This window comes from Thermodesulfovibrio sp. TK500a (genome assembly GCF_055381765.1).
Genome location: NZ_AP041606.1, coordinates 309830 through 334408 on the forward strand (window position 1 = coordinate 309830; position 24579 = coordinate 334408).

At 35.6% G+C, this 24579-nt stretch carries 24 protein-coding genes and 1 tRNA gene; 10 read left to right on the forward strand and 15 right to left on the reverse strand.

The window, feature by feature from the left end:
• Nucleotides 1–9: 9 nt before the first annotated feature.
• Together ACZ430_RS01610 and ACZ430_RS01615 are read right to left on the reverse strand one after the other, a co-directional pair.
• Complete coding sequence (locus tag ACZ430_RS01610; protein ID WP_297214109.1) at nt 10–744, reverse strand: TIGR03915 family putative DNA repair protein; 735 nt, start codon at nt 742–744, stop codon at nt 10–12.
• A gap of 4 nt (nt 745–748) precedes the next feature.
• Nucleotides 749–1975, reverse strand: a complete 1227-nt coding sequence (locus tag ACZ430_RS01615; RefSeq protein WP_297214112.1) for a putative DNA modification/repair radical SAM protein — start codon at nt 1973–1975, stop codon at nt 749–751.
• A gap of 87 nt (nt 1976–2062) precedes the next feature.
• Here ACZ430_RS01615 and tilS point away from each other — a divergent pair, with 87 nt between their 5' ends.
• On the forward strand, nt 2063–3445 hold the full coding sequence (tilS, locus tag ACZ430_RS01620; RefSeq protein WP_297214115.1) for a tRNA lysidine(34) synthetase TilS: 1383 nt from the start codon (nt 2063–2065) through the stop codon (nt 3443–3445).
• Complete coding sequence (locus ACZ430_RS01625) at nt 3412–4575, forward strand: PDZ domain-containing protein (protein WP_297214117.1); 1164 nt, start codon at nt 3412–3414, stop codon at nt 4573–4575. The genes tilS and ACZ430_RS01625 overlap by 34 nt, the downstream gene beginning before the upstream one ends.
• On the opposite strand, the gene hemW is transcribed toward ACZ430_RS01625, so the two are convergent.
• A complete protein-coding gene (gene hemW / locus ACZ430_RS01630) occupies nt 4511–5653 on the reverse strand; it encodes a radical SAM family heme chaperone HemW (protein ID WP_366934823.1) in 1143 nt (380 codons plus the stop codon). The two genes, ACZ430_RS01625 and hemW, sit on opposite strands and share 65 nt — an antisense overlap.
• A 14-nt stretch (nt 5654–5667) precedes the next feature.
• On the opposite strand from hemW, the gene ACZ430_RS01635 reads away from it, so the two are divergent.
• Together ACZ430_RS01635 and ACZ430_RS01640 are read left to right on the forward strand one after the other, a co-directional pair.
• Complete coding sequence (locus tag ACZ430_RS01635; protein ID WP_297214122.1) at nt 5668–6642, forward strand: radical SAM protein; 975 nt, start codon at nt 5668–5670, stop codon at nt 6640–6642.
• 39 nt (nt 6643–6681) lie between these two features.
• Nucleotides 6682–7926 carry a lytic transglycosylase domain-containing protein gene (locus tag ACZ430_RS01640; protein ID WP_297214125.1) on the forward strand — a complete coding sequence of 415 codons (1245 nt, stop codon included), beginning with the start codon at nt 6682–6684 and terminating at the stop codon, nt 7924–7926.
• Between the two features lie 10 nt (nt 7927–7936).
• Here ACZ430_RS01640 and ACZ430_RS01645 read toward each other — a convergent pair whose 3' ends face one another.
• The 6 genes from ACZ430_RS01645 to ACZ430_RS01670 all read right to left on the reverse strand — a co-directional run bounded on the left by ACZ430_RS01645 (nt 7937) and on the right by ACZ430_RS01670 (nt 11529).
• The gene (locus ACZ430_RS01645; protein WP_297214128.1) at nt 7937–8578 is read right to left on the reverse strand and encodes a tetratricopeptide repeat protein; all 642 of its coding nucleotides are present in this window, start codon (nt 8576–8578) and stop codon (nt 7937–7939) included.
• Nucleotides 8575–9225: a histidinol phosphate phosphatase domain-containing protein gene (locus ACZ430_RS01650; RefSeq protein WP_464910630.1), complete on the reverse strand. Its 651-nt coding sequence runs from the start codon at nt 9223–9225 to the stop codon at nt 8575–8577. Before ACZ430_RS01650 ends, ACZ430_RS01645 begins: the two co-directional genes overlap by 4 nt.
• Nucleotides 9222–9782, reverse strand: coding sequence for an isochorismatase family protein (locus ACZ430_RS01655; protein ID WP_464910631.1), 561 nt, complete (start codon nt 9780–9782; stop codon nt 9222–9224). The genes ACZ430_RS01650 and ACZ430_RS01655 overlap by 4 nt, the downstream gene beginning before the upstream one ends.
• Nucleotides 9769–10158: a response regulator gene (locus ACZ430_RS01660; protein WP_339942984.1), complete on the reverse strand. Its 390-nt coding sequence runs from the start codon at nt 10156–10158 to the stop codon at nt 9769–9771. Before ACZ430_RS01660 ends, ACZ430_RS01655 begins: the two co-directional genes overlap by 14 nt.
• A 105-nt stretch (nt 10159–10263) precedes the next feature.
• Nucleotides 10264–10344, reverse strand: a tRNA-Leu gene (locus ACZ430_RS01665).
• 102 nt (nt 10345–10446) lie between these two features.
• Nucleotides 10447–11529: an HD domain-containing phosphohydrolase gene (locus ACZ430_RS01670; protein ID WP_464910632.1), complete on the reverse strand. Its 1083-nt coding sequence runs from the start codon at nt 11527–11529 to the stop codon at nt 10447–10449.
• A gap of 2 nt (nt 11530–11531) precedes the next feature.
• Between ACZ430_RS01670 and dtd the strand changes: the two genes are divergently transcribed.
• Together dtd and ACZ430_RS01680 are read left to right on the forward strand one after the other, a co-directional pair.
• A complete protein-coding gene (gene dtd / locus ACZ430_RS01675) occupies nt 11532–11972 on the forward strand; it encodes a D-aminoacyl-tRNA deacylase (RefSeq protein WP_297214143.1) in 441 nt (146 codons plus the stop codon).
• 3 nt (nt 11973–11975) lie between these two features.
• On the forward strand, nt 11976–13214 hold the full coding sequence (locus ACZ430_RS01680; RefSeq protein WP_297214146.1) for a tRNA nucleotidyltransferase/poly(A) polymerase family protein: 1239 nt from the start codon (nt 11976–11978) through the stop codon (nt 13212–13214).
• 54 nt (nt 13215–13268) lie between these two features.
• On the opposite strand, the gene ACZ430_RS01685 is transcribed toward ACZ430_RS01680, so the two are convergent.
• Genes ACZ430_RS01685 through ACZ430_RS01705 form a run of 5 tightly spaced genes read right to left on the reverse strand, consistent with a single transcriptional unit; the run spans nt 13269 to nt 17369 of the window.
• The gene (locus tag ACZ430_RS01685; RefSeq protein WP_297214149.1) at nt 13269–13544 is read right to left on the reverse strand and encodes a cell division protein ZapA; all 276 of its coding nucleotides are present in this window, start codon (nt 13542–13544) and stop codon (nt 13269–13271) included.
• A complete protein-coding gene (gene zapB / locus ACZ430_RS01690; protein WP_297214152.1) occupies nt 13537–13743 on the reverse strand; it encodes a cell division protein ZapB in 207 nt (68 codons plus the stop codon). The genes ACZ430_RS01685 and zapB overlap by 8 nt, the downstream gene beginning before the upstream one ends.
• Nucleotides 13740–15650, reverse strand: a complete 1911-nt coding sequence (locus ACZ430_RS01695) for a transglycosylase SLT domain-containing protein (protein ID WP_297214155.1) — start codon at nt 15648–15650, stop codon at nt 13740–13742. The genes zapB and ACZ430_RS01695 overlap by 4 nt, the downstream gene beginning before the upstream one ends.
• The gene (aroC, locus tag ACZ430_RS01700; protein ID WP_464910633.1) at nt 15647–16822 is read right to left on the reverse strand and encodes a chorismate synthase; all 1176 of its coding nucleotides are present in this window, start codon (nt 16820–16822) and stop codon (nt 15647–15649) included. The genes ACZ430_RS01695 and aroC overlap by 4 nt, the downstream gene beginning before the upstream one ends.
• A gap of 13 nt (nt 16823–16835) precedes the next feature.
• Entirely contained in the window at nt 16836–17369 is a 534-nt protein-coding gene (locus ACZ430_RS01705; protein WP_297214159.1) for a flavin reductase family protein, read from the reverse strand.
• 74 nt (nt 17370–17443) lie between these two features.
• Between ACZ430_RS01705 and ftsH the strand changes: the two genes are divergently transcribed.
• Both ftsH and folP read left to right on the forward strand, forming a co-directional pair.
• Nucleotides 17444–19255, forward strand: coding sequence for an ATP-dependent zinc metalloprotease FtsH (gene ftsH / locus ACZ430_RS01710; protein WP_297214162.1), 1812 nt, complete (start codon nt 17444–17446; stop codon nt 19253–19255).
• A complete protein-coding gene (folP, locus tag ACZ430_RS01715; protein ID WP_297214165.1) occupies nt 19252–20094 on the forward strand; it encodes a dihydropteroate synthase in 843 nt (280 codons plus the stop codon). Before ftsH ends, folP begins: the two co-directional genes overlap by 4 nt.
• Here the strand turns inward: folP and argS are convergent, their stop codons facing one another.
• Nucleotides 20095–21714 carry an arginine--tRNA ligase gene (argS, locus tag ACZ430_RS01720; RefSeq protein WP_297214169.1) on the reverse strand — a complete coding sequence of 540 codons (1620 nt, stop codon included), beginning with the start codon at nt 21712–21714 and terminating at the stop codon, nt 20095–20097. It lies immediately after the preceding gene.
• A gap of 154 nt (nt 21715–21868) precedes the next feature.
• On the opposite strand from argS, the gene ACZ430_RS01725 reads away from it, so the two are divergent.
• Together ACZ430_RS01725 and lepA are read left to right on the forward strand one after the other, a co-directional pair.
• Entirely contained in the window at nt 21869–22789 is a 921-nt protein-coding gene (locus ACZ430_RS01725; protein WP_297214171.1) for an ROK family protein, read from the forward strand.
• Nucleotides 22786–24570, forward strand: a complete 1785-nt coding sequence (gene lepA / locus ACZ430_RS01730; protein ID WP_297214174.1) for a translation elongation factor 4 — start codon at nt 22786–22788, stop codon at nt 24568–24570. The genes ACZ430_RS01725 and lepA overlap by 4 nt, the downstream gene beginning before the upstream one ends.
• Nucleotides 24571–24579 lie beyond the last annotated feature (9 nt).

Sequence of the window (24579 nt, forward strand, 5' to 3'; positions counted from 1 at the left end):
AAAAGTTTTTTACGTAAATTCCGAAAGAAATCTCCTAAACCTTAAAGGCAACCTATTTCTCTGTCTTTCATAACTTAGCCTCTCCGGTATGGCAATATCCTTAAAGTATCGCTGCCAGAGATTTATGAAAGAATCGATTTCAGAGGAAATATCAACTTCAAAACCATCTGCCCAGAGGAGTCTCCTATACTTCCCCGAATTAGCGAACAGCAGCTTTCTCAGAGAATCAAAGATTATAATTTTCTCATTGGGCAGTCTTTTTACAAAATGTAACCACAACTTTGGAAGAACGTTAAATTTAGGCTCAAATTTTGCAAAAAGAACTTTATCGGGAAGTTCGGTAAATCTTAAAAAACCTAACCATCGATGCTTCTCTCTTCTGAACATCCTCTCGGCATTATTTAGTTTGACAATATCCGAGTCCAGAGTATACCAGATTGAAGGATTTTCATAGCTTTGCCTTAAAACTCTTATTAAAGCATCCTCGATTTTTGCAGAATCACAGAGATAATAAAGATATATTTTTCTAAAAATCTCTTTAGGCAATTTCGAGCTTAAATACTTATAATATTTTTTTGCAGTCTCAATCTCTGTATATATCTGAAACGAGAAAAGGTCTAACTCTGAAGAGTGGAGTCTGCTGTTTTTTATAATTATTCCGTCGAAAGGAATTTGTTGATGAACATATCTGTAAAGAAGGGTCAAAAAGCCTTCTAAAGTGCCATCATAATAGATTGTTTGCATGGTTTTAGTTGAAAAGAGAAAGATTTCTCTCCTCGAGATATCGAGATTCGGTTTTCGAAACTTTCACTATTGGCTTACCTTTTATAGTGAGGAAATACTTAGCTCTCTTTAGAGGTACACCCAATTTTTTCAAAAATTCTTCTGTTATCTCCCCATATTTCCTTGCCTTTATTATTTTTCTGGCTGAAATTGGCCCTATCCCAGGAATTCTTAGAAGCTCATAATAGTCCGCCTTTGTTATTTCGACTGGGAAAAAATCCAGATGTCTTAATGCCCATTGAAGTTTTGGGTCTGCAACAAGTGAGATATTGTCACCTTCCTCAAATATTTCATCAATAACAAATCCGTAAAATCTAAGCAACCAATCTGCTTGATAGAGTCTGTGTTCTCTCAAAAAAGGAGGTTCTTTTATGACAGGCAATTCCGAATCTTTGTTTACGGGAATATAAGCGGAATAATAGACTCTCCTTACCATTTTTTTCTTATAAAGACTGTCTGATAGGGAAAGAATGGTTTTATCAGTATCTGGTGTTGCTCCTATTATTAACTGCGTTGAAGCAGAAGCTTTCTGTTTTCTCTCATTGTGTAAATCCCTGATTAGCTGCAAAGGACTGTATAGTTCTTTAAAATTCTTATCTGGCGCAAGCATTCTGAGACTGTCTTCTGTTGGTAGTTCAAGATTTGAACTAACTCTATCAGCCAGTTTATAAGCTTCTTCAACTAATTCCCCTGATGCTCCTGGAATGATTTTCAGATGAATATAACCATTGAAATAGTTTTTAAATCTCAATATCCGTAAAGCGTTAAGCATCAATTCCATAGTATAATCTGGGTTACGAACAATTCCCGAACTCAGAAATAATCCTTCAATATAGTTTCTTCTGTAAAATTCAACTGTCAAAGTTGCTATCTCTTGCGGAGATAAAATCGCTCTGGGCACATCATTTTTTATGCGGTTTATGCAGTATTTACAGTCATTTATGCAAATGTTAGTCATCAGAATTTTTAAAAGGGATACACATCGTCCATCGGAAGCCCAACTGTGACATATACCGCTTAAGTGAGAATTACCAAGACCATAAGGATGGGTCTCTCTTTTTCCTCCAGAACTACTACAGGAGTTATCATATCTTGCAGACATAGAAAGAATAGAAAGTCTCTTCATGATATCATTATCTTTGAAGATAATATTAGGCTTACTTCGGCTGAAATCTTTTAGCGTGGGAAGCATAATAATTTATGATTAAAAATAATTTATCTCCTTGTCAAGGCATAACTTAGAAAAAAAAGCCGTTCAAATCTGTTAAAATTATAAATTATGAGTTTGCTTGAAAAAGTTGAAAAAACCGTTAAAAAGTATAACATGATTTCACAAGGAGATCATATACTGGTAGGACTTTCGGGAGGTCCTGACTCTGTGTGTCTCTTGAATGTTCTTAAAGAGCTTAGCTTAAAATTCAAATTAAAAATCTCTGCGGCATACATAAATCATGGACTAAGACCAGACGAAATTCCAGGAGAAATTCAATTTTGCCAGAGACTCTGCGATGATTTAAATATTAACTTTCACACTAAAGAAATAAATGTTAGAGCCCTTGCTGAAATTGAGAAAATAAATATCCAAGAAGCAGCAAGAATTCTAAGATATGAGGCTCTTGACCATATTAGCCTTAATATTAAAGCCCATAAAATTGCTGTTGCCCATAACGCCGATGACCAAGCAGAAACTGTAATAATGAGACTTCTCAGAGGAGCCGGACCCGCTGGCTTAGGCGGAATACCTCCTGTTAGAAAAAAATTAATTCGTCCTCTAATTGAAATCGAGAGAAGCGAAATCGAAGCCTTTTTAAGTGAAAGACAGATAACTTATCTGATTGATTCTTCTAATAAAAATACAAAATATCTACGAAACAAGATTAGACAAAATTTAATGCCAGTAATTAAATCCATATCTCCATCAGCAACAAGAGCAATTGTAAGAACAGCAGAGATAATGCAGCAAGAGAATGACTTTATTAACACTTCTGTAACTAAAGCACTAATGAGACTTATGAGCAGAAAGACTGATGAGAGGGTGGAACTTTTCTGTAATCCCATGGAAATATTAAATATCGTAATTCTAAGAAGGGCATTAAGAGTTGCCATAGACAGTGTTAAAGGCCTCAGAGGCATAGATTTCGACCATATTGAAGCCATAATTGAACTTATAAAGAGAGGCAAAGCCGGAGACAGAGTATACTTACCAAAAGGAATAAGAGCTATAAAAGGTTATTCTACTCTAATAATCACAGCAGAAAAACCAAAAAAACTTTCCACATACATGGTGAATGAGCCTAAAGATGTTTTCATCTCCGAAGCTTCTCTATTGATAAGCATAAAGGAATTCAAAAGAGACGAAATAAATTATTTTGGAGATGGAAAAAATACTGTAGTTGTAGATGCTGAAAAAATAAAATTCCCTCTTCTTATAAGGAGCAGAAAAGAAGGAGACTATTTTTATCCATTTGGATTTGGGAAAAGAAAAAAAATTCAGGATTTCTATGTGGACGAGAAAATTCCAAGAGAAGACAGAGATTTAATCCCCATTATTGAAAGCAATGGAGAGATTATTCTTATCGCAGGATACAGACTTGACGACAGATTTAAAATTAGTGATAATACAAAAAGATGTTTACAGATAAAAGTTATACCAAAATTGTAATATTCCTTCTATCGATAGTCTCTCCCTTTTTAATAGCCTCGCCATCTTTCTGCGACAACACCAATTCAGCAGCCATGAAGCTGAAACTTGATGAAATAAACAGAGAATACTCAAGATATCTGATACCTTTACAAAAAGGTATTGCCATTCCAATAAATAAAAATCAGGCTCTTGTGCCTGCTTCTGCCATAGAAGACAATAAAAACATTATCCTTGCCTTAGATTCAAAATTAAATCTATCCATAGTAAAACTAAACAATGAACTTCCAGACCTAAACTTCTACCTTCCCTCAAAAGAAGAGGAAGTATTCCTTTTACTTACAATATTTGAGCAACCGGTTGTAATCTTGGTTAAAGGAGTTCAGCAGACAAATAAAATCAATATAGATGGAAAGTTTCCATTGGGTTCTCTGCTTTTGTCCTTTGACCTTAAACCCCTGGGCATCGTAACAAAAAGCGATACACTTTCGGAAGTTCTATTGATATCGCAGGTTTATTCGGAGATAAAAAAGATGCTTAATAAAAAACCCGGCTGGCTGGGAATTCAAGCGCAAACAGTCAGTAAAGAATTAAGTAAAATCCTCAATGTATCTGAGGGAGTTGTTATAACTAATATCTACGAAGGAGGTCCTGCTGACAAAGTGGGGATTAGTAGAGGTGATGTAATAACTGAAGCAGATGGAATAATAATAAGGGAACTCAAAGACCTCAAGGACGTTATTTCTAACAAATTTTCAGGAGAAAAGATAGATTTAAAAGTTAATCAGGATGGAAGGCAGAAAAATATAACCGTAGTTCTTGAAGAACCTCCCGAGAAAACCTCAAACATGATTTCCTCTCAAAAGGAAAGTATCAGAGGCTTAATAGTGTCTGAAATCCCTGAATCCTTGAAAAAAAATCTTCCTAAATCTGTAACGGGAATATTCATAAAAAAGATTGAAGAGGACAGTCCAGCACTGGGCATTTTAAAGAATGGAGATATTATAATGGAGATAAACAAAAAAGCCGTTACTAACGTTAAGGCTTTTGAGGATATAATAGCAAGTTTTGTAGGTAGAGACCTTCTTATTCTTGTTTACAGACAGGACAATTTTCAATATGTAATAGTGCCTCAACAAAGAGTTCGTTAGAAATCATCATACCCTTATCAGTAAGAAAAACTCTTTTCCCGACTATCTTTACTAAATTTTCTTCTTCAAAAACACGGAAGAAATTAAGCAGGCATTCGCTATCTAATACAACTCCATCGGTTGTTCTTAAGCCAAGAAATACTTTCTCTTTCAAACTTTCCTTTGCATCAACCCTGTAGTCAATTATATGCATTAAGCTGTTGTATTTTAAAATAGCCGAATATTTTAATAAATCGGATGGATTGTGAAATCTCTCTTTTCCGTTAAAAGAATGAGCAGAGGGGCCTATTCCCAAATAGGGCTTTCTTTGCCAGTAATTATTGTTATGTCTACATTCAAAACCTTTTTTTGCAAAATTTGAAATCTCATATTTTATCAATCCCTTTGATTCAAGAAATTCAGTTCCACTCAGATACATCTGAACAATATCCTTTTCAGGAGGCAAGCTAACTTTACCAGAGTATAGGTCTTTGAAAAGTAAAGTATTTTCCTCTAAAGTGAGTTCATAAATGGAAACATGACTTATTTTCAAAGATGTGGCCATTTTCAATGAGTTCATCCAACTTTCAACAGTCTGAAACGGTATGGCATACATAAGGTCAATTGAGATATTTTCAAATCCGCTTCGAATAACCAGTCCTATCGTATCTATAGCAGCCTTTGAGCTGTGCATTCGGCCTAAAAGACTCAGTTCTTCATCTTTGAATGACTGAACGCCTATGCTTATTCTATTTACACCGAAGTCTCTCATTATATTCATTTTTTCCAAATTAACTGTTGCTGGATTTATTTCTATGGAGAACTCTAATCCGCTGGCAAATCTAAAATTTGTTACTAAACTTTTTAAAAGCATCTCTAATGTCTTAGGCCTCATACTTGAAGGCGTTCCACCACCGACATAAACAGTCTCAAATAGATGGGGCAATTCTGAGCAGAGCTTTATTTCTCTCAAAATAGATTTAATGAAAACTTGCTCTACCTCTTCTGACCATTTAACTGAATAAAAACTACAATATCTGCATTTCTTCATACAGAATGGAACATGCACATATAGAGATGAAAAATAAGAGCTCATCATTTATAATATCGTAAATGCAGCTTCTTAAAAAATTTTTAATGCCTAATCTTTCATGGATTCAACTTGAAATATCCGGGCTTTGTAATGCATCCTGTTTTTACTGTCCCCATACAGTGTTCAGAAAAAATTGGAAGGGAAGAAACTTGTCTTTATCGGAATTCAATAAAATTTTACCTTTTCTTAAAAAAACAGAACTTCTATATCTTCAGGGATGGGGAGAGCCTTTTTGCAATCCAGACTTTTTTACATTTGTTGAAATAGCTAAAAAATACAATACAAAAGTAGGCACTACAACAAACGGGACTTTAATAGAACAGAAACATTTGGAAAAAATGGTAGATTTGCAGATGGACATAATTGCTTTTTCACTGACAGGAATACATAAAAATGATACTTTGAGAAAAGGAACGAATTTTGAAAAAATTTTAAAAACTGTCGAAGAGTTAAACGAGATAAAATTGAAACAAAACAGCCAGAAACCTAATATTCATATTGCTTATCTACTTTTAAAATCAAACTTAGAAGAACTTGAAAACATACCGGAAATTTTTCATTCAAGGGGAATCGAACATATAGTTGTTAGTTTTCTTGATTTTATTCCCGATAAATCTTTAGAAGAAGAATCGCTTATGCCAAAAGATGAAGAGGATTTTAAAAGACTGAGCAAAATAACTCAAGAAATAACCGAGAGGGCTAAAATAAAAAATTTATCTCTCTTTTTCAATCTTCCACATCCCTTCAAAAGAAGAGAAGTATGTTCAGAGAAGCCCACAAATGCCTTATTTATAAATTCTCTTGGCTTTGTCTCTCCCTGTGTTTTCACAGGTCTGCCTTTTAATAGTGAGCAAAATATCCATTTTGGAAATATAAACGAAAAGAGTTTGGAGTCCATATGGTTTAGTAAAAACTATAGAAAATTCAGAAAAGTTCATGTATCTTCAGCCCCTCCTTCAGTTTGCAAAAACTGTCCAAAGCTTAGAATTATGTAATGTTGCAAAATTAAGCCCTTTTAAGTTATAAAATAAGTTATGAAAAAATTATTCGTTACCCTACTCTTTTTGTTGCTTAATTTCCTTTATGCCCCAATAAATTATGCAGAAGAAGAGAATAAGGCAATTACTTTAAAACAAGATGAGAAAAAGGAGATAATTTTTTCAGGCAGTGAAGATTTTACGCTTCTTCCTGAGACAAAAGAAAATTTTATAAATAAAATCGAAAAACACATAAATCTTTTCTCCGAAAGACTGAAAGGAAAATTCTCTCTATGGCTATCACGTTCAGGACGCTACATAGAGATAATGAAGGAAATCTTAATTGAAAAAGGACTTCCCGAAGAACTCGTCTACCTTCCATTAATAGAGAGCGGATTTAATGTTAATGCCCGTTCTCCTGCTAAAGCAGTAGGTCCGTGGCAGTTTATAGAAAGCACAGCAAAGAGATACGGCCTGATAGTAGACTGGTGGAGAGATGAAAGAAAAGACCCTATAAAGTCAACTATTGCTGCAGCGAACTACTTAAATGACCTGTATAAAATGTTTGGTGATTGGTCATTAGCTCTCGCCGCTTACAACGCAGGCGAAGGCAGAATATACAGAGCAGTAAATAAAATAGGTGAAAACGATTACTGGTCTCTCTTAAATACGAGATATATTCCAAAAGAAACTCAAAACTATGTTCCTAAATACATAGCAGCTATAACAATAGCAAAACAGCCAGAGAATTTCGGTTTTAGTAATATTAAAGAACATGAGCCTCTAAATTATGAAGAAGTCACCATTCCTTCTCCAACTGATATTGATTTAATAGCGAAATGTGCAGAGACTGACTTAGAAACTATAAAGGAGTTAAATCCTGAACTGAAAAGATGGTCAACACCAATGAATGTTAAGGAATACAAAATAAGAATTCCTGCAGACAAAAAAGAAATTTTTATATCGAATTTTGAAAAGATTCCTCCTGAAAAGAGATTTAGTTACGACACTTATATAACACAAAAAGGAGACAATATCACAAAAATAGTTCAAAAAACTAAATTGACTTCCAAAGTTATATATGAATTAAACGGAACAGAAATATTTAAAAACTTAAAACCAGGCACTAAAATAATGATTCCGCCTCATGATAAATTTGTTCTTACCAAAGAAGATAAATACTCGGAGAAAAAAATTACAAGAAAGTCCAGCAAAGCATCTTCAAAGATAGCAAAGAATAATCAGAACAAAAAGACTTCCAGTAAAGAGAAAATAGTTAGAAAAGTTAAAGCAAGAAAATAATAGATTATTTTTATTTATTTTTACCTGCATCTACATACTTCTTTGCCATCTCGGCAAAAGGCGATTTAGGAAAATCCTTAATAAGCTTTTCATAGTATCTGAGAGATTCCTCTTTGTTTTCATTCTCATAAATTTTTCCAAGTTGATATAAAGCAAAATCTTTTAAAATCTCGGATTTTCCACTCACTATCTCATTAAGCTTTTTTACGGCTTCTGCTTTTTCATTGCGTTTCAGATAAATAGTCGCTATTCTTACCATTGCAAGATTAGTAAAGTTAATATCATTACTTGCTACCACCTTATTTAAAACCTCTAAAGCCTTGTCTTTTTGCCCTGCCATATCATAGGCATAACCTGCATTGAGAAGATATGTGAGGTTACTTCTCTTGTTATAGGCTTCCATGAATAGCTGTGCAGCCTTCATATATCTCTGTTCTTTAGATATGTCCACATTTTTTATAATTCCAAAGTAATACTTGTAGGCTTCTGATTCAAGTTCCTTAGCATCCGTTTGTTGTTTTACAGTATAAAGGTAAACACCCAAAACTATTAAAATTATTAAAAATACAGCTGCCGATATGAAAATAAGCTTTTTTTTCTGTAAATTTAATTTTTCCCTAAAATTTTCCATGTGTTCAACATGTTGTTTCATGCAGTTTTCCTCTTTACAATGTCCTCCATATTTCTAAATATCTCTTGTATATCCGTATCTGAAAGACCTGCGCCTTTTAATACCCGAGAGGCAAAATCTTTCGAAATTAAATCTCCCGGAGAATGGGCGTCTGTATTTATTACTAACTTGGCAGAGTATTTTTGGGCAAGCCTTGCTACATGTCCATTACTTAAGCTGTGTCCCTTTCGAGCTGTTATTTCAAGATAGATACCCCTCTTTGACGCTTCCTTTACTTCCTCTTCAGATATCAAGCCTGGATGTGCAAGAATATCAATATCTGACTGAAGGGCTGCTTTGTTTGTTCCCTCTTTAACGGGTTCTACAAGAGTTTCACCGTGAACAACTACTATCTTTGCTCCGAGCTTTCTTGCCTCTTTTGCAAGCTCCGGAATACTCTCCGGCGGAACATGAGTAATCTCTATTCCTGGAATTAAAACTAACGGCGTATAGGGCTGGATTTCCTTTAAAACTTTTACCAATCGGGGTATAATAAAATCTATATTTGAATGGTCTGCATGGTCGGTTATAGAAAGAGCTCTGTAACCAATAGCCTCAGCCCTTCTGATAATCTCAGTAGGAATAAGCTCACCATCACTGAAAACGCTATGAATATGAAAATCTATCATTTAACAAACTCTAACATCTTTTTAAATTCTGCTGTGCCTGCTTTTCTTAAAATCTGAAATATTAGGGTCTCTGTGCAAGTAACTACTCCTCCAGCCTGTCCAATAAGTTCAAGCCCTGTTTTCCAATCTTCTTTTCTTCGGCTACACACTGCATCTTTGGGAACAAAAATCACATAATCTCTTGCCAGAAAATCTAATGCCGTCTGCAAGATACATACGTGAGTTTCCATACCTATTAAAATAATTTTTTTTCGTTCTTTTTCGAGAAATTTTTGAATGAATTTTTCTTCTTTCAGGCAGCTAAAGTGAAGCTTTTCTATTGGCTCTTCTTCCATGAAAATTTTGATATTCTGCAGAGTTTGACCAAGACCTTTAGGATACTGTTCCGTAAAAATAACTGGGATATTAAAGACTTTGGTAAGATTAAAAATTTTAGTTGCATTGCTGAGTATTTTATCAACAACTTCATCTTTCATGGCATTTGCTAATTTTTCCTGAAAATCTACAGCAACAATTAGGGCTTCTTCAGGACTAAGAAAAAATTTATTTAGAGACATTTGTCTCCTCCTCAGCCAGTTCTTTTAAAAGTTTTATTATATCATCAATCTTAAAAGGTTTGGTAATATACCATTTAACACCAAGCTCTCTTGCTGTTTGTTTATCAATCTCCTGACCTTTTGCAGTAAGGATTACAGTCTTCATATTCCACGAAGGAGGTTCATTTTGAAGGATTCGACATATTTCAAATCCGTTTAGCTTCGGCATCATTATATCAAGGAAGACAATGTCAGGTTTTTCTTTTTTTATCAATTCAAGCCCTTCAAGACCGTCAGCGGCCTCAAGAGTTTCGATATCCAAATCCTCTATTTCGTCAATTATTTGAAGCATTAATTCCCTTATAATAGCCTCATCATCTACAATTAGAATTCTCATTGCAACTCCTCCCTAAAGGAATAATTGAAAATTCTTATTCTTTACGCAGATAGGTTACAGAAAGTCCCATTAAAAAATCAAGATAGGCTATCTTTTTTAAAACAATGCGAGAGGAGGGATTTGAACCCTCACGGGTCTCCCCACTGGATTCTAAGTCCAGCGCGTCTGCCGTTCCGCCACTCTCGCTTAATTTTAATCTGAAGGAGTTTGAAATTCTCGGCAAATTATTTCTTATTATAGAACATTTTTACATTTTTTTCATGCTTATGGGCAGTAAATTTTTTATAACTAATCTTTGAAGTTTTCTCTAATTTTAAGGAAAGCATCCAAGTTGTCAATAAAAAGAGAGAAAAGTTTAGGGTCAAAAAAAACGGGCGAATCTTTTTTCATCAGACCTATGGCTTGGTCTATTGAAAAAGCTGGTCTGTAAACTCTGTTTGAAGTAAGAGCATCAAATACATCGCATATTGACACAATTCTTGCATAAATGTGAATTTCCTCTCCTTTTAGTCCTTTGGGATAACCTGAGCCATCCCATCTTTCATGATGTTGTTCTGCTATTATTTTACCTGCCTGGAGTGTTCTTAATCTCGGGTCAGATTCGAGAATTTTAGCACCTATCACTGTATGAAGTTTTATTATTTCAAACTCCTCAGATGTAAGGGGACCTGGTTTTCTTAAAATTCTGTCTGGAATACCAACCTTTCCTACGTCATGAAGCGGAGAAGCAAAGAATACAAGATTTTGCTCATAATCAGATAAGCCAGCCATTTGTGCAAGCAATTTAGAATAGTAGCTCATTCTCCTGATGTGTTGCCCTGTCTCTTCATCTCTAGACTCGGAAATCATACCGAGTTTAACTACCATTTCGTATTCTGCTTCTTTGGCTAAATCAAGGGCACTTTGTAGTTCTTTTGTCTTTCTTCTAACTTCTTTCTGTAAAATTTCATTTAAGTCTCTTATTATATCGTGATATTTTTTTATTTGAAGATTATTGGTAACTCTTAATTTTAGCTCCTCTGCATCAAATGGTTTTGATAGAAAGTCATTGGCACCGATTTTAAGGGCATTCTTCCTCTCTTTGTCGTCTCCTGAAAGCACTATAACTGGAATTTGAGAGGTTGACACTTCCGATTTTAAAATTTTTAAAACTTCTATTCCGTTTAGTTTTGGCATTCTTAAATCTAAGATTATGACATCGGGCGAGTGGGTTTTAAGAATTTCAAGAGCTTCTTCTCCGTTACTTGCGGTAAGAACAGTTATGTTTGGGTCATCAGCGAAAATTGCTGTTATTAACTCAAGATTGATGAACTCATCATCAACAGCAAGTATCTTTGAGACTTCATCAAGCATAATATGATATATTAACATAAATGATTGCATTAATTCAGAGAGTATCAAATGCATCTGTTGACATAAACGAGAAAAGATATTCGGAGATAGTAAAGGGACTACTGGTCTTTGTTGGAATTGAAAGGAATGACCAGCGTAAAGATGCAGATTATCTTGCAAATAAAATTGTTAATATGAGAATTTTTGAAGATGACGCTGGAAAGATGAATCTTTCCATAAAGGACATAAAGGGAGAGATAATGATTGTATCGGAGTTTACTTTAGCAGGAGATTGCAGAAAAGGTTTAAGGCCTTCTTTTGAAAAAGCCATGCCTCCACAAGAAGCAGAAAAACTCTACCGATATTTTATTGAAAAGATTAAAGGTTACGGAATAAATGTAAAAGAAGGGCTTTTCAGAAGTTTCATGAAGGTAAACTTAACAAATGAAGGGCCTGTGACATTTATATTAAGTTCGAGATAGAGCATGTTTGAAGATTTGCTAAAAAACGATATCTACACAGAAGTTGTTAATTTTTTATCTGAAAAAAATCTCTCCGAATTATCTTTTGTAGTGGGTGGCACTCTGAGGGATTTACTCCTAAAAAGAGAGATAAAAGATATTGATTTTGCAATCAAAGGAGACACAATAAAACTTGCAAAAGAATTCTCAAAAAAGATTGGAGGAACTTTTGTCCTCTTAGATGAACATTTCTCTATAGGCAGAATTGTTAAAGACGATATCACTATCGATTTTTCTGAAATAAGAGGTAAATCAATAGAGTCAGACTTAATGGAAAGGGATTTTACAATTAATGCCATTGCTTTCAGTATAGCCTCTAATAAAATCATAGACCCTCTCAACGGCATGAGAGATATAGAGAAAAAGAAGATAAAAATGGTCAATGAGGAAAATCTAAAAATAGACCCCCTCAGAATACTCAGAGCATACAGGTTTAATGCCACTTTAAATTTTGATATAGAAAACAAAACAAGAGACGCACTAAAGAGAAATGCGCCCTTACTAAGAATTACAGCAAAAGAAAGGATTAAGGAAGAAATATGGAAAATATTTGCAACTGATTTTAGTCTAAAAACAGTTGAGCTAATGCTGGAAGATGAAATTTTTAATTCAATTTTTAAATTTTCAGAGATTCTTAAACCTAAATACAACACTAAAGCCCTATCAATAATAGAAGAAATTCTGCGAAAACCTGAAAATATATTCTCTAACTTCAAGATAAATCAACCTTATATTAAGGTTTGTCTTAAATTTGCTGCTCTATTTGGTTTTCAGGCCACTCAATTGATAAGACAAATAAAACCTTCAAAAAGAGAGGAGAGATTCATAGAAAAACTGATAGAAGCAGAAAAAAGCTTAAGAAAAATAGAAAATCTATTCGATAAAGTTAATTTTATAAGACAATACGAAAGTATTTTTTATCCTGCTTTAATATATAGCGTAAGCACAGACCCACTTGCCACTTCAAGATTGTGGTTTTACAGGGAAATGGAGGGTTTTTATAAAAAGATTTATCTTAAAAATAAGAAAAAGACTCCTCTCATACGAGGAGATGACCTCATAAATATGGGTATGGAACCTTCTCCAACTATAGGACATCTTCTTGAGAGAGTTGAACTCCTCACTTTAGCCGGTAAATTATCAACTAAAGAGGATGCTCTTGAATATATAAGGAATTATCCAAATTTAAGACAAAAAACTTAAAAATTCTATTTTGATATTTTTAGTGGTATAAATTAAAGAATACAATGAACTGATTTATTCAAGCAGAATCAATAATTCATTCGTTCGCTCTTCAAGTTTTTTAAATTGTTTTTTCGTCTCTTCAAGTTCCATTCTGACCTCATAAAGTTCATCGGCAATGTAAAGACATGTAAGAATGGCTGCCCTTAATGGTGGCATATTTGCATTCTGCTCATAAACTTTCCTTAGTTTTTTATCCACATAGGCAGCCAGCTCTTGTATATATTCAGCGTCTTTCTCTCCTTTTATAGTATATTTTTGACCCAGTATATATACTTCTGCTTTATGCATGGGCTTCCAGTTCGAGCTCTTTCAGAAGTTCCTCAATCTGCTTTTTTATTGCCTCTCTTTCTGATACAAGTGTTTCTATTTCCTGATTTTTTACTCTTAAAGCTTCTTCAAGGCTTTTAACTTTTTTTGTCAATTCCTCTTTTTCCTGTTTGAGAATCCTGATTCTTTCAAGAGCTGATAGAATTTTTTCCTCAATCATAAACTTCCTCCCTTAATTTTTATTATTTTTGAAATATTCTCTCTGTCAAGTTTCTGTTCTGCTCTTAAATACTCAAAATATGAAGACATAACTCGCTGGACATAGTTTCTCGTTTCTGCAAAGGGTATGTCTTCCATAAATTCATCTACTCCTTTGTAGTTATTACTATTTAGCCACGACCATACTGCCTTTTCTCCAGCATTATAGGCAGCCACAGCAAAAACTACACTACCAAACTCTTCTATGAGACTTCTAAGATAATTACTTCCAATAAGTATGTTCTTTTCGTGTTCAAAAAGCTCCATGTCTTTGTTGAAATTTATCCCTATCTTTCTGCCTTCCCTTCTTGCCGTATCTGGCATAAGCTGCATAAGACCAACTGCTCCAGCCGGAGAGATTGCCATTCTGTCAAACCTTGACTCTTCTCTCATTATGGCAAATATGAGGTAAGGGTCTAAATTTAATTTTCTCGACGCTTTGATTACGGAGTCTTTATAAGCTTGAGGATAAAGTAATTCCTGAAAATTCCACTTGTTCGGCACTTTTGATATTAATCTTACAGAAGTTGGATAGTCACCAAGTTCTTGAAGAATTTTGCTAAAAAATGGAATGGCTTCATTATCTCTGTTGTCCTTTAAAAGATGCTTTATCTCTCTCAAAGCTTCTTCTCTAAAACCTGCCTTTAGCAGAATTTCAATTCTTTTAGTCACTGTAAATTCTCTGATTAATCGATTCTGTTGGGAGATTAAATTTGCCTTTCCCTTCATGTAAAGTAAATAGGAGTATATATCTCCCTGCTTAAAGGGAATATTCTTATATGTTGTTGTAACAACGCCTTTAGTTTCGTTTATTTTGTCAATCCAGTAAAGATATTTTAATTTTCCATAGGAGCTGTAGAGCTCTTGAAGTATGTTCTTTGCTTCTTCGTATTCTCCGCTGTTGTAATAATTCCATGCCATGCTCCATAAAGCATCCTCTCTTGATTCAGGATATTTTGCAATAACTGTTTTGAGTATCTTCGATGCTTCTTTATGTGCCCCTGCTCTTCTTTTTATGTTTGCATAATTGATAAATACGTCCGCCATTCTTTGGTCATCGGATTTCAAATAAGATGGCACTTCTTTTTCAAAGGTGGAAAAATCTTTTGCTCTAAGAAGTGCTCTTGCCCGCCAGTATTTATCTGCACAGTTTTTAAATACTTCTGCTGCCTCCGTATATTTCTTTTGCATGAATAATGAATAGCCTATAGTATGAAGTATTTCGTTTTTATCTGAATTTTTTGCCAAGGAAAGAGCCTCTTTTAGATACTTCTCTGCTTTTTTGAATTGATAAGCACTATTTAATGCCTTGGCTTTTTTAAGAAGGTCTTTGGCTGTAATATCCTCTTTTGAAAGTTCAGATTCAGCCCTGTCAGCTAATGATGACGAAGTAATAAATACCTCTTTGAACAATTTCTTTGCTTTTTCAACCTGTCCTTTCTCTTTGAGATATTGAGCATACTCAAATTTAACTGAAATATCCTCTGAGTATTCATTAACGAAAGATTCATAGAGAATTTCGACATTAGAGCTATTTATTTTCTTGGATAATCCGATTTCCATTTTTCTTGCCTCTTTTATAAGAGGAGAACGAGGATAATTCTTTTTTATCTCTTCTATGTCTTTCAATGCAGCTTCATACTTCTGCAATCCTGTGTAGGCAGTAGCTCGCCAAAGAAAAATATAATCACCTATTTCTTTAAGCTCAAGAAGAGAATTTGTAAATAGCTCCTCTGCTTTTTTGTAATCTCCGCAGGCAAGATATTTCTTGCCTTCAACTATCATGCCTATGGATGAATCCTGTGAGAGCGTTGCCGATGGAAGAACTATTAGCAGAAGAGTGCTTAAAAGAAGATATACATATCTCATCTCAAATTTATCCTTGCCATGTAGTTTTCGAAGTTGGAATAAACCTCATCTATGCTGTCGCCACCAAATTTTTCAACAAAAGCCTCTGCAATATGCCATGCCAAAACAGCTTCTCCTATAACACTTGCAGCAGGCACAGCACATACATCAGAACGCTCATAGGATGCCAAGACGGATTCTTTAGTAATTATGTCAACAGATTTAAGAGGTTTTCTCAATGTTGGAATGGGCTTCATGGTAGCTTTTACTATTATGGGCATTCCGTTTGACATTCCTCCCTCTATGCCTCCCATGTGATTTGTCTTACGAAAAAATTTTTCTTCGTAGAAAATCTCATCCATAACCTCTGAACCAAATTTCTCACCTACTCTAACACCGTCTCCAATCTCCACAGCTTTTATAGCCTGTATGCTCATGAATCCTCCTGCTATTCGTCCGTCAAGCTTTCTGTCCCAATGAACATAACTTCCAAGTCCAACTGGCACACCTACTGCAAATACCACAAAAGTTCCACCAACACTGTCACCATTCTTGATTGCCCTGTCAATGGCTTCTATAAATTCTGGCTCATAATCTTTCAAAGGACATCTAACGGTGGATTTCTCCGCATCAGCGGCAAGCAAAAGGAGTTCTTCGTCATTTAAAGTCTCCATAGTTAACTTTAAAGAGACCGGGCCGATGGAGTTAACAAAACTTCCAATCTGTATGTTAAAAATTCTCAAAAACTGTTTTGCCACTGCTCCTATGGCAACCCGCATGGCAGTTTCCCGAGCAGAGGAACGCTCAAGAACGTTTCTTATGTCTATATGGGCATATTTTATAGCTCCGGCAATATCTGCATGTCCAGGTCTTGGTCTTGTCACTGGAGGTATGCTTCCATTAAAAATTTGTTCAACCGCCATGCCCTTATCCCAGTTGACCCAGTCCCGATTTTGTATATATAAACATATGGGAGAACCAATAGTCTTACCCCATCGAACTCCCGAGAGAATCTCAACTTCGTCGGACTCTATTTTCATTCTTCCACCTCTTCCATACCCCTGTTGCCTTCTCTTTAATTCCTGATTAATCTCTTCTATCGAAAAAGACATTCCAGCAGGTATACCCTCAATTATTCCTATTAAGCCCTTTCCGTGTGATTCTCCTGCGCTGAGGTATCTTATCATAGTCATATTTTAAAAGATATCAAGCTAATTTTTCATCTTTGAAGTAAACAACTTTTCTGCCTCCAAGATGCATAGGAACAGTATCAGAAATCCACATGGCTCTCTTAAAGTATCTATCATCTACCTTTACAGATAAAACTTCGCCAATAAAGGCATAGCATTCACCAACATCAATACTCTGCGTTAACCTACACTCTATCCATCCTGCACAATTTTTTATAAGAGGAGCTGAAATATGGTCTGCCTTTATTTTTTCTAATTTAGCTTCTTTAAACTTATCAACTTTTCTACCTGATTTACTACCGCATATCCATATTGCTTTTTCCATTTCTTTTGTAGGAATGTTTACGGCAAATTCTCTTTTTTCAATGATAAGCTCTGCTGTATAATGGCTCTTTGCAACACATACAATAATCATCGGAGGCTCTTCACTAACAGGGGTTGCCCATGCACAAGACATAACATTATGCTCTCCATTTTTTCCCGCTGAGGTTAGAAAAAATACCACTTTAGGATGAAGAAGTCTGTAAAAATTTTCTTTTACCTCTCTCATATTCTCCTCCTAACGACTTTTTATTTCTATTTTAACTTTTTACTTTTATTCTGCGTTTAAGTTACAATTAATGTATGAATGGTCAGGCAAAGGGTTCATTAAAGACATTTCTAATCTGGCTAATCATTGGTATATCGATAATAGCTCTGTTTAATCTCTTTAGTATGCCCCAAAAAAATGAGAAAGAGATAATATTTTCTGAATTTCTCCTAAAAGTTCAAGGAGGCGAGATTGATGAGGTGCTAATTAAGGATAATGCAATTACGGGTAAATTCAAAGATGGTTCACAGTTTAAAACCTACTACATAAACTATCCTGAACTAATTAAAGAGCTCACATCTCATGGTGTGAAAATATCCGTAAAGCCTCCTGAGCAGACACCTTGGTATGTTAATTTTCTTATATCTTGGGGGCCTGTAATATTCCTTGTTTTTTTATGGATACTTTTCATGAAGCAGATGCAAGCTGGAAGCAGTCGTGCCATGTCATTCGGGAAAGCCAGAGCTAAAATGATATCTAATAAGGCAATAAAAGTAACCTTTTCCGATGTGGCAGGCATAGAGGAAGTAAAGGAAGAAGTCAAAGAGATAGTTGACTTTCTCACAAATCCTCAGAAATACATAAAGCTTGGTGCTAAAATTCCCAAGGGAATTCTTCTGGTAGGCTCTCCTGGTACAGGAAAGACTCTTCTTGCTAAAGCAATTGCTGGTGAGGCAGGAGTGCCATTTTTCTCTATATCTGGCTCTGATTTTGTTGAGATGTTTGTGGGAGTAGGTGCAAGCCGAGTCCGTGACCTCTTTGACCAGGCTAAGAAAAACTCTCCCTGTATTGTGTTTATCGATGAAATAGATGCGGTGGGAAGACAAAGAGGTGCAGGACTTGGAGGAGGTCATGATGAAAGGGAACAAACTCTCAATCAGCTTCTTGTAGAAATGGACGGATTTGAAAGCAATGAGGGAATTATAGTGCTTGCTGCCACAAACAGACCTGATGTTTTAGACCCTGCTTTGCTAAGACCGGGTAGATTTGACAGACAGATAGTTGTCCCACTTCCCGATGTAAAAGGAAGGTTAGAAATACTCAAAGTCCACACGAGGAAAATACCGCTTGCAACAGATGTTGACCTTGAAAAAATAGCCAGAGGCACACCTGGTTTCTCAGGTGCAGATTTAGCTAATCTTGTAAATGAAGCCGCCCTTATTGCTGCAAGAAAAAATAGAGAAACCGTTAGTATGAGCGATTTTGAGTCTGCCAAGGATAAAGTCTTAATGGGAGTTGAGAGAAAAAGCATGGTTTTAAGCGAAGAAGAACGCAAAATTACTGCCTATCATGAAGCAGGTCATGCCCTTGTGGCAAAGCTTACTCCATCAACTGACCCAATCCATAAAGTTAGCATTATTCCAAGAGGAAGAGCTTTAGGAGTTACACAGCAACTTCCCCTTGATGACCGATATACCTATTCAAAAGATTATTTATATGGCACACTTAAGGTGCTTCTTGGTGGCAGGGTAGCCGAGGAGATTGCCCTTGGCACCATGACCACAGGAGCGGGAAATGACCTTGAAAGAGCTACAGAACTTGCAAGAAAAATGGTTACCGAGTGGGGAATGAGTGAAAGAATGGGACCACTTACCTTTGGAAAAAGAGAGGAACATGTTTTTCTCGGAAGAGAGATTGCAAAACACCGAGACTATTCAGACAAGACCGCTGAAGAGATAGATGAAGAGACTAAAAGAATAGTTACAGAGGCTTATCATAACACTAAAGAGCTTTTAGAGCAAAACAGAGACCTTCTTGATGCTATTGCTAAAGCTCTTCTTGAAAGGGAAACCCTCGAAGCACAAGAGATAGACCAGATTGTTATAGAGACTAAAAAGGCTGCATGAAGTTAAATTTTAAAAACTTCCAGCTCGATTTCCTTAAAAAAACATACATTATGGGGATTGTCAATGTCACTCCCGATTCCTTTTATGACGGAGGGCGATACTTTTCAGTTCAGAAAGCCATTGACCATGCCATGAGACTCGTTGATGAGGGAGCAGACATTATCGACATAGGAGGCGAATCTACCCGACCTAATGCAGAACCAGTAAGTGAAGAGGAAGAGTTAAAGAGAGTAATTCCTGTAATTGAAAGTATTTCTTCTCGAGTTTCTATTCCTATTTCAATTGACACATACAAGGCCAGAGTTGCTGAAGAGGCTGTTAAAGCTGGAGCAACAATAATAAACGATATAAGTGGATTGAAATTTGATTCCCAAATGGCCTATGTAGCCTCAAAATATGATGTTGCCATAGTGGTAATGCATATAAAAGGAACTCCTCGAGATATGCAAATAAATCCCACCTATAATGCTCTTATTCCTGAAATTACGGAATATCTCAGAAATTCCATAATAATAGCGAAAAATGCAGGAATTAATGAAGATAAAATAATAATTGACCCCGGAATTGGCTTTGGCAAGTTACCAGAACATAATCTTCAAATAATCAAGAACTTGAGAGAGTTTACCCTTCTTGGAAAACCTATTTTAATTGGGCCATCAAGAAAAAGTTTTATTGGCAAGGTCTTGAATGCAAACTCGCCAGATGAAAGACTTGAGGGAACAGCTTCTGTTGTTGCCATCTCAGTAATTAACGGTGCCAATATAGTCAGAGTGCACGATGTAGCCTATATGGCTAAAGTTGTAAAAATGGCAGATGCTATAAAATTTGGCTTATCTTAACTACATCTTGTGAGGTGCTTTAACGCCAAGCATCCTAAGTCCGTGTCTTAAAACAATCATTATAGCCCTGCAGAGACTTAATCTTGTTTGGCTTAATTTTTCATCATCCGAAAGAACTCTGTGTTTGTGATAATAACTGTGAAATAGAGATGCTAATTCTTGTAGATAGAAGGTAATTCTATGGGGTTCGCGAAAATTCACTGCCAATTCAAAAATCATTGGATACTGGAGAACTTTTTTTATTAATCTCATTTCCTCTTCATTAAAAAGCTCGCCGTTAAAGACATATGATACATGGCCTGCTTTTTCGAAAATACTGTTAATTCTTGCGTGAGCATACTGAACATAGAAAACAGGGTTTTCTTGAGACTGCTTTTTGGCAACCTCTACGTCAAACTCGAGATGGCTGTCTTGCCTGCGTGTAAGAAAAATAAATCTTGTCGTGTCAGCTCCTATTTCATCTATTAATTCTCTCAGAGTCACAAAGGTTCCTGCTCTTTTTGACATCTGGAAAGGTTTACCTTCTCTCAGAAGATTGACCATTTGAACAAGAAGAATTTTTATCTGCGATGCCTTAAATCCAAGTGCTTGCACTGCTGCTTTCACACGGGGAATGTAGCCATGATGATCAGCCCCCCAGATGTTTATCAGTTCATCAAAACCCCGTTCAATTTTATTTTTATGATAGGCAATATCAGAAGCGAAATATGTATATGTTCCGTCACTCTTTAGAACTACTCGGTCTTTATCGTCACCAAATGAAGTGGAACAAAACCACAAAGCCCCATCTTTCTCATAAACAAAACCAAGCTCTTTAAGCTTTATAATTGCTCTCTGAACTTCTCCCGTATGATATAACTTTCTCTCGCTTACCCAGCTATCAAAGGTTACTCCGAAATCTTCGAGGTCTTTCTTTATTTCATTGATAATTTTTCTGTAGGAAAAATCAATTATTAAATCTCCCAATTCTTCGTAAGATCTGCCTTTAATGCTGTCTCCGTATGATTCGTATAATTCCTGAGCAATTTCCTTTATGTATTCACCTTTATAGCATTCCTCTGGAAATTCAACCTCTTTACCCCAAATTCTCTGAAGGGCAAGATAAACACTGAGCCCCAGTATTTCAATCTGCTTTCCAGCGTCGTTTATGTAATACTCCGTAGTAACTTCATAGCCTGCTTCTCTTAGTATATTTGACAGAGCCGAGCCAATTGCAGCCCCTCTTCCGTGTCCAAGATGAAGCGGACCTGTTGGATTAGCGCTCACGAACTCAATCTGAACTTTCCTCGACCTACCAATGTCGGTTATGAAAAATTTTTCTTCTTTCTCAAGCAGCTCTTTAAGTTGATTAAATAAAAATTCCTTTTTAAATTTAAAATTTATAAAACCCGGGCCTGCTATTGAAATGTCTTCAAAAAATTCTCTATCAATTACAGATAAAATCTCATCTGCTATAGTTCTGGGAGGTTTTTTCAAAGTTTTTGTTAATTCCATTGCCACAGGAGAGCTAAGGTCACCAAAAGACTCATTTTTAGGAATTTCTACTTCAATTTGTGGCTCCAATTGGTAATTTAGCTTTAATATAGCTTCTTCAAGTTTTTTTCTTAATAGACTGTGCATAGAAGTTAAATATATCGTATATAATACTGACAAGTCAATTAGAATATTGTTTAAAGATGATATTTGAAGACACCTCTAACTCTCTCAAATATAAAGCATAGAACCCATAAATAGAGCTTAGATGCTTAAAACTATGCTATAATAATTTTCTGCTATGGCTTACATAGGTGTTGATATAGGAGGGACATACACAAAAATTGGAGTATTAACTGAGCAAGGGGAAGTTGTGCGCCTCTGTAAGTTTCCCACTTATGGAGAACCTCTTGAGTTTATATTTGAAGAGATAGACGATATCCTTAATGTTTTTACAATCGATGGAATTGGCGTAGGCATAGCAGGACTGGTAGACGAAGAGGGAAATGTAATTAAAGCATCGAATATTCCTTTTTTCAATGATTTTCCGTTGAAAAAAATATTAGCAGAAAGATACAAGGTAGAGATAGCCGTTCAGAATGATGCCTTTGCTGCAACATTAGCAGAAGCTCTAATAGGCGAGGGCAAAAATTCTAATAATTTTATTCTCCTTACTCTTGGCACAGGCATAGGAAGTGGGTATTGGTCAAAAGAACAAAATATGAAATTTCCAATGGAAGCAGGACACATGACGATTAATTATCAGGGAAAATCATGCAGTTGTGGTAATACAGGATGTCTGGAAGTTTACGCCTCTGCAAGAGCAATAAAAGATAACTTAATTGAGAAAATTGAAAAAGGTGAACAGAGTAACATAAAAATGCTTTACGAGGGTAACTTCTATAAAGCAACAGCTGAGGATATTTACAAAACGGCATTAGAAGGAGACCCCTTATGCAGAAGCGTTCTCAAAGAAGCTGGCAAGGCACTTGGAGCGGGTGTAGCAAATTTAATAAATATTTTTGGACCTGAACGAATAATTTTCACTGGAGGACTATCAAAGGCTGTTAACATTTATATTGAAACAGCCATTTCTGAAGCACAAAAGAGAGCTATGAAAGGACTAAAAACTGAAATGTTTGTTTCTTCGTTAGTAGATAAAGGTGGAATAATAGGAGCAGTTGCTGCTCTTCCTAATTTTAATTTATGCTCAAGAGCATGAAAAATATCAGAAACTTTTCAATAATAGCCCACATAGACCACGGAAAATCAACTCTTGCAGACAGACTGCTTGAATTTACAGGTGCTGTAAATCTTGGGGGAAAAATGGGACAGATTCTTGATTCAATGGATTTAGAAAGAGAGAGAGGAATAACAATAAAAGCTCATGCAGTAAGACTTACTTATAAAGCTGATGATAACGAAGTATATACTTTGAACTTAATTGATACTCCAGGACATGTGGATTTTTCCTATGAAGTATCTCGTTCTTTAGCTTGCTGTGAAGGTAGCCTATTGGTTGTCGATGCTACTCAGGGTGTAGAGGCTCAGACCGTAGCAAATGCATACCTGGCAATAGACCACAATCACGAGATAATTCCAGTAATAAACAAAATAGACCTGCCACAAGCTGACCCAGAACGGGTTAAAAAACAAATTGAAGACATCATTGGAATAGACTCATCGGAAGCAATTCTGGCTTCGGCAAAAGAGGGAATCGGAACTAAAGATATTCTTGAGGCAGTGGTAAAGAAAATTCCCTCTCCCAAAGGAAACCCAAAAGCTCCTTTAAGAGCGATGATATTTGATTCTTGGTTTGATAATTATCTCGGCGTAATCATTCTTGTGAGAGTCTTTGACGGAGAGCTGAAAAAGGGAATGCGAATAAAGCTATTCGCTACTGAAAATGAATATGAAGTGCAAAGACTTGGCATTCTTACTCCTCTTCCAAAAGATACAGAGTTTTTATCAGCGGGCGAAGTAGGCTTTATTGTCGCAGGAATTAAAAATATAGCAGATACCAAAATAGGTGACACCGTTACAGAAGCAAACAATGCTGCTACTGAACCTTTACCAGGATTCAGAGAAGTTAAACCAATGGTTTTCTGTGGCCTTTATCCAACAGAAACACATCAATATGAAGAACTAAAAACAGCTCTTGAAAAGCTCAGGCTTAATGACTCATCCTTTTTCTTTGAGCCAGAAACATCTGCAGCCCTTGGATTTGGTTTTAGGTGTGGCTTTTTAGGTCTTCTTCATATGGAAATAATAAAAGAGCGATTAGAAAGAGAGTTTAATCTCTCCCTCATCAGTACTGCTCCTACGGTGAGATATAAAATTATTGAAAAAAGTGGTGAAGCCTATCTTATTGATAATCCAAGTAAAATGCCTAAATTTTTTGAGAGTATAGAAGAACCTTTCATGAAAGTTTCAATTATAGTGCCTGAAAATTATGTTGGAGAGATATTGAAGTTATGCCAGGAAAAAAGAGGAATCCAGAAAGAGTTTTCCTACATAACAAAGGACAGAATTCTTCTTGTATACGAAATACCCTTAAATGAGATTTTATGGGATTTCTATGATAAACTTAAATCACTCTCAAAAGGATATGCTTCTATGGATTATGAGTTCCTCGGATATAGACCGAGTAGTCTTGTAAAGCTTGATATCCTTATTAATGGCGAACAGGTAGATGCCCTTTCAGTGATTGTCCACAAAGATAAAGCCTATTATAAAGGTCGTGCCATTGCCCAGAAGTTAAGAGAGGTGATACCCAGACAACTATTTGAGGTAGTAATACAGGCAGCCATAGGTGGTAAAATAATTGCTCGTGAAAGCATTGTTCCACTTAAAAAGAATGTCCTTGCAAAATGTTATGGCGGTGACGTTACAAGAAAGAAAAAGCTTCTTGAAAAACAAAAGGAAGGTAAAAAAAGAATGAAACAAATTGGCAGAGTTGAAATACCTCAAGAGGCATTTCTATCAGTTCTGAAAGTAGAGTAAGGAGGTCAA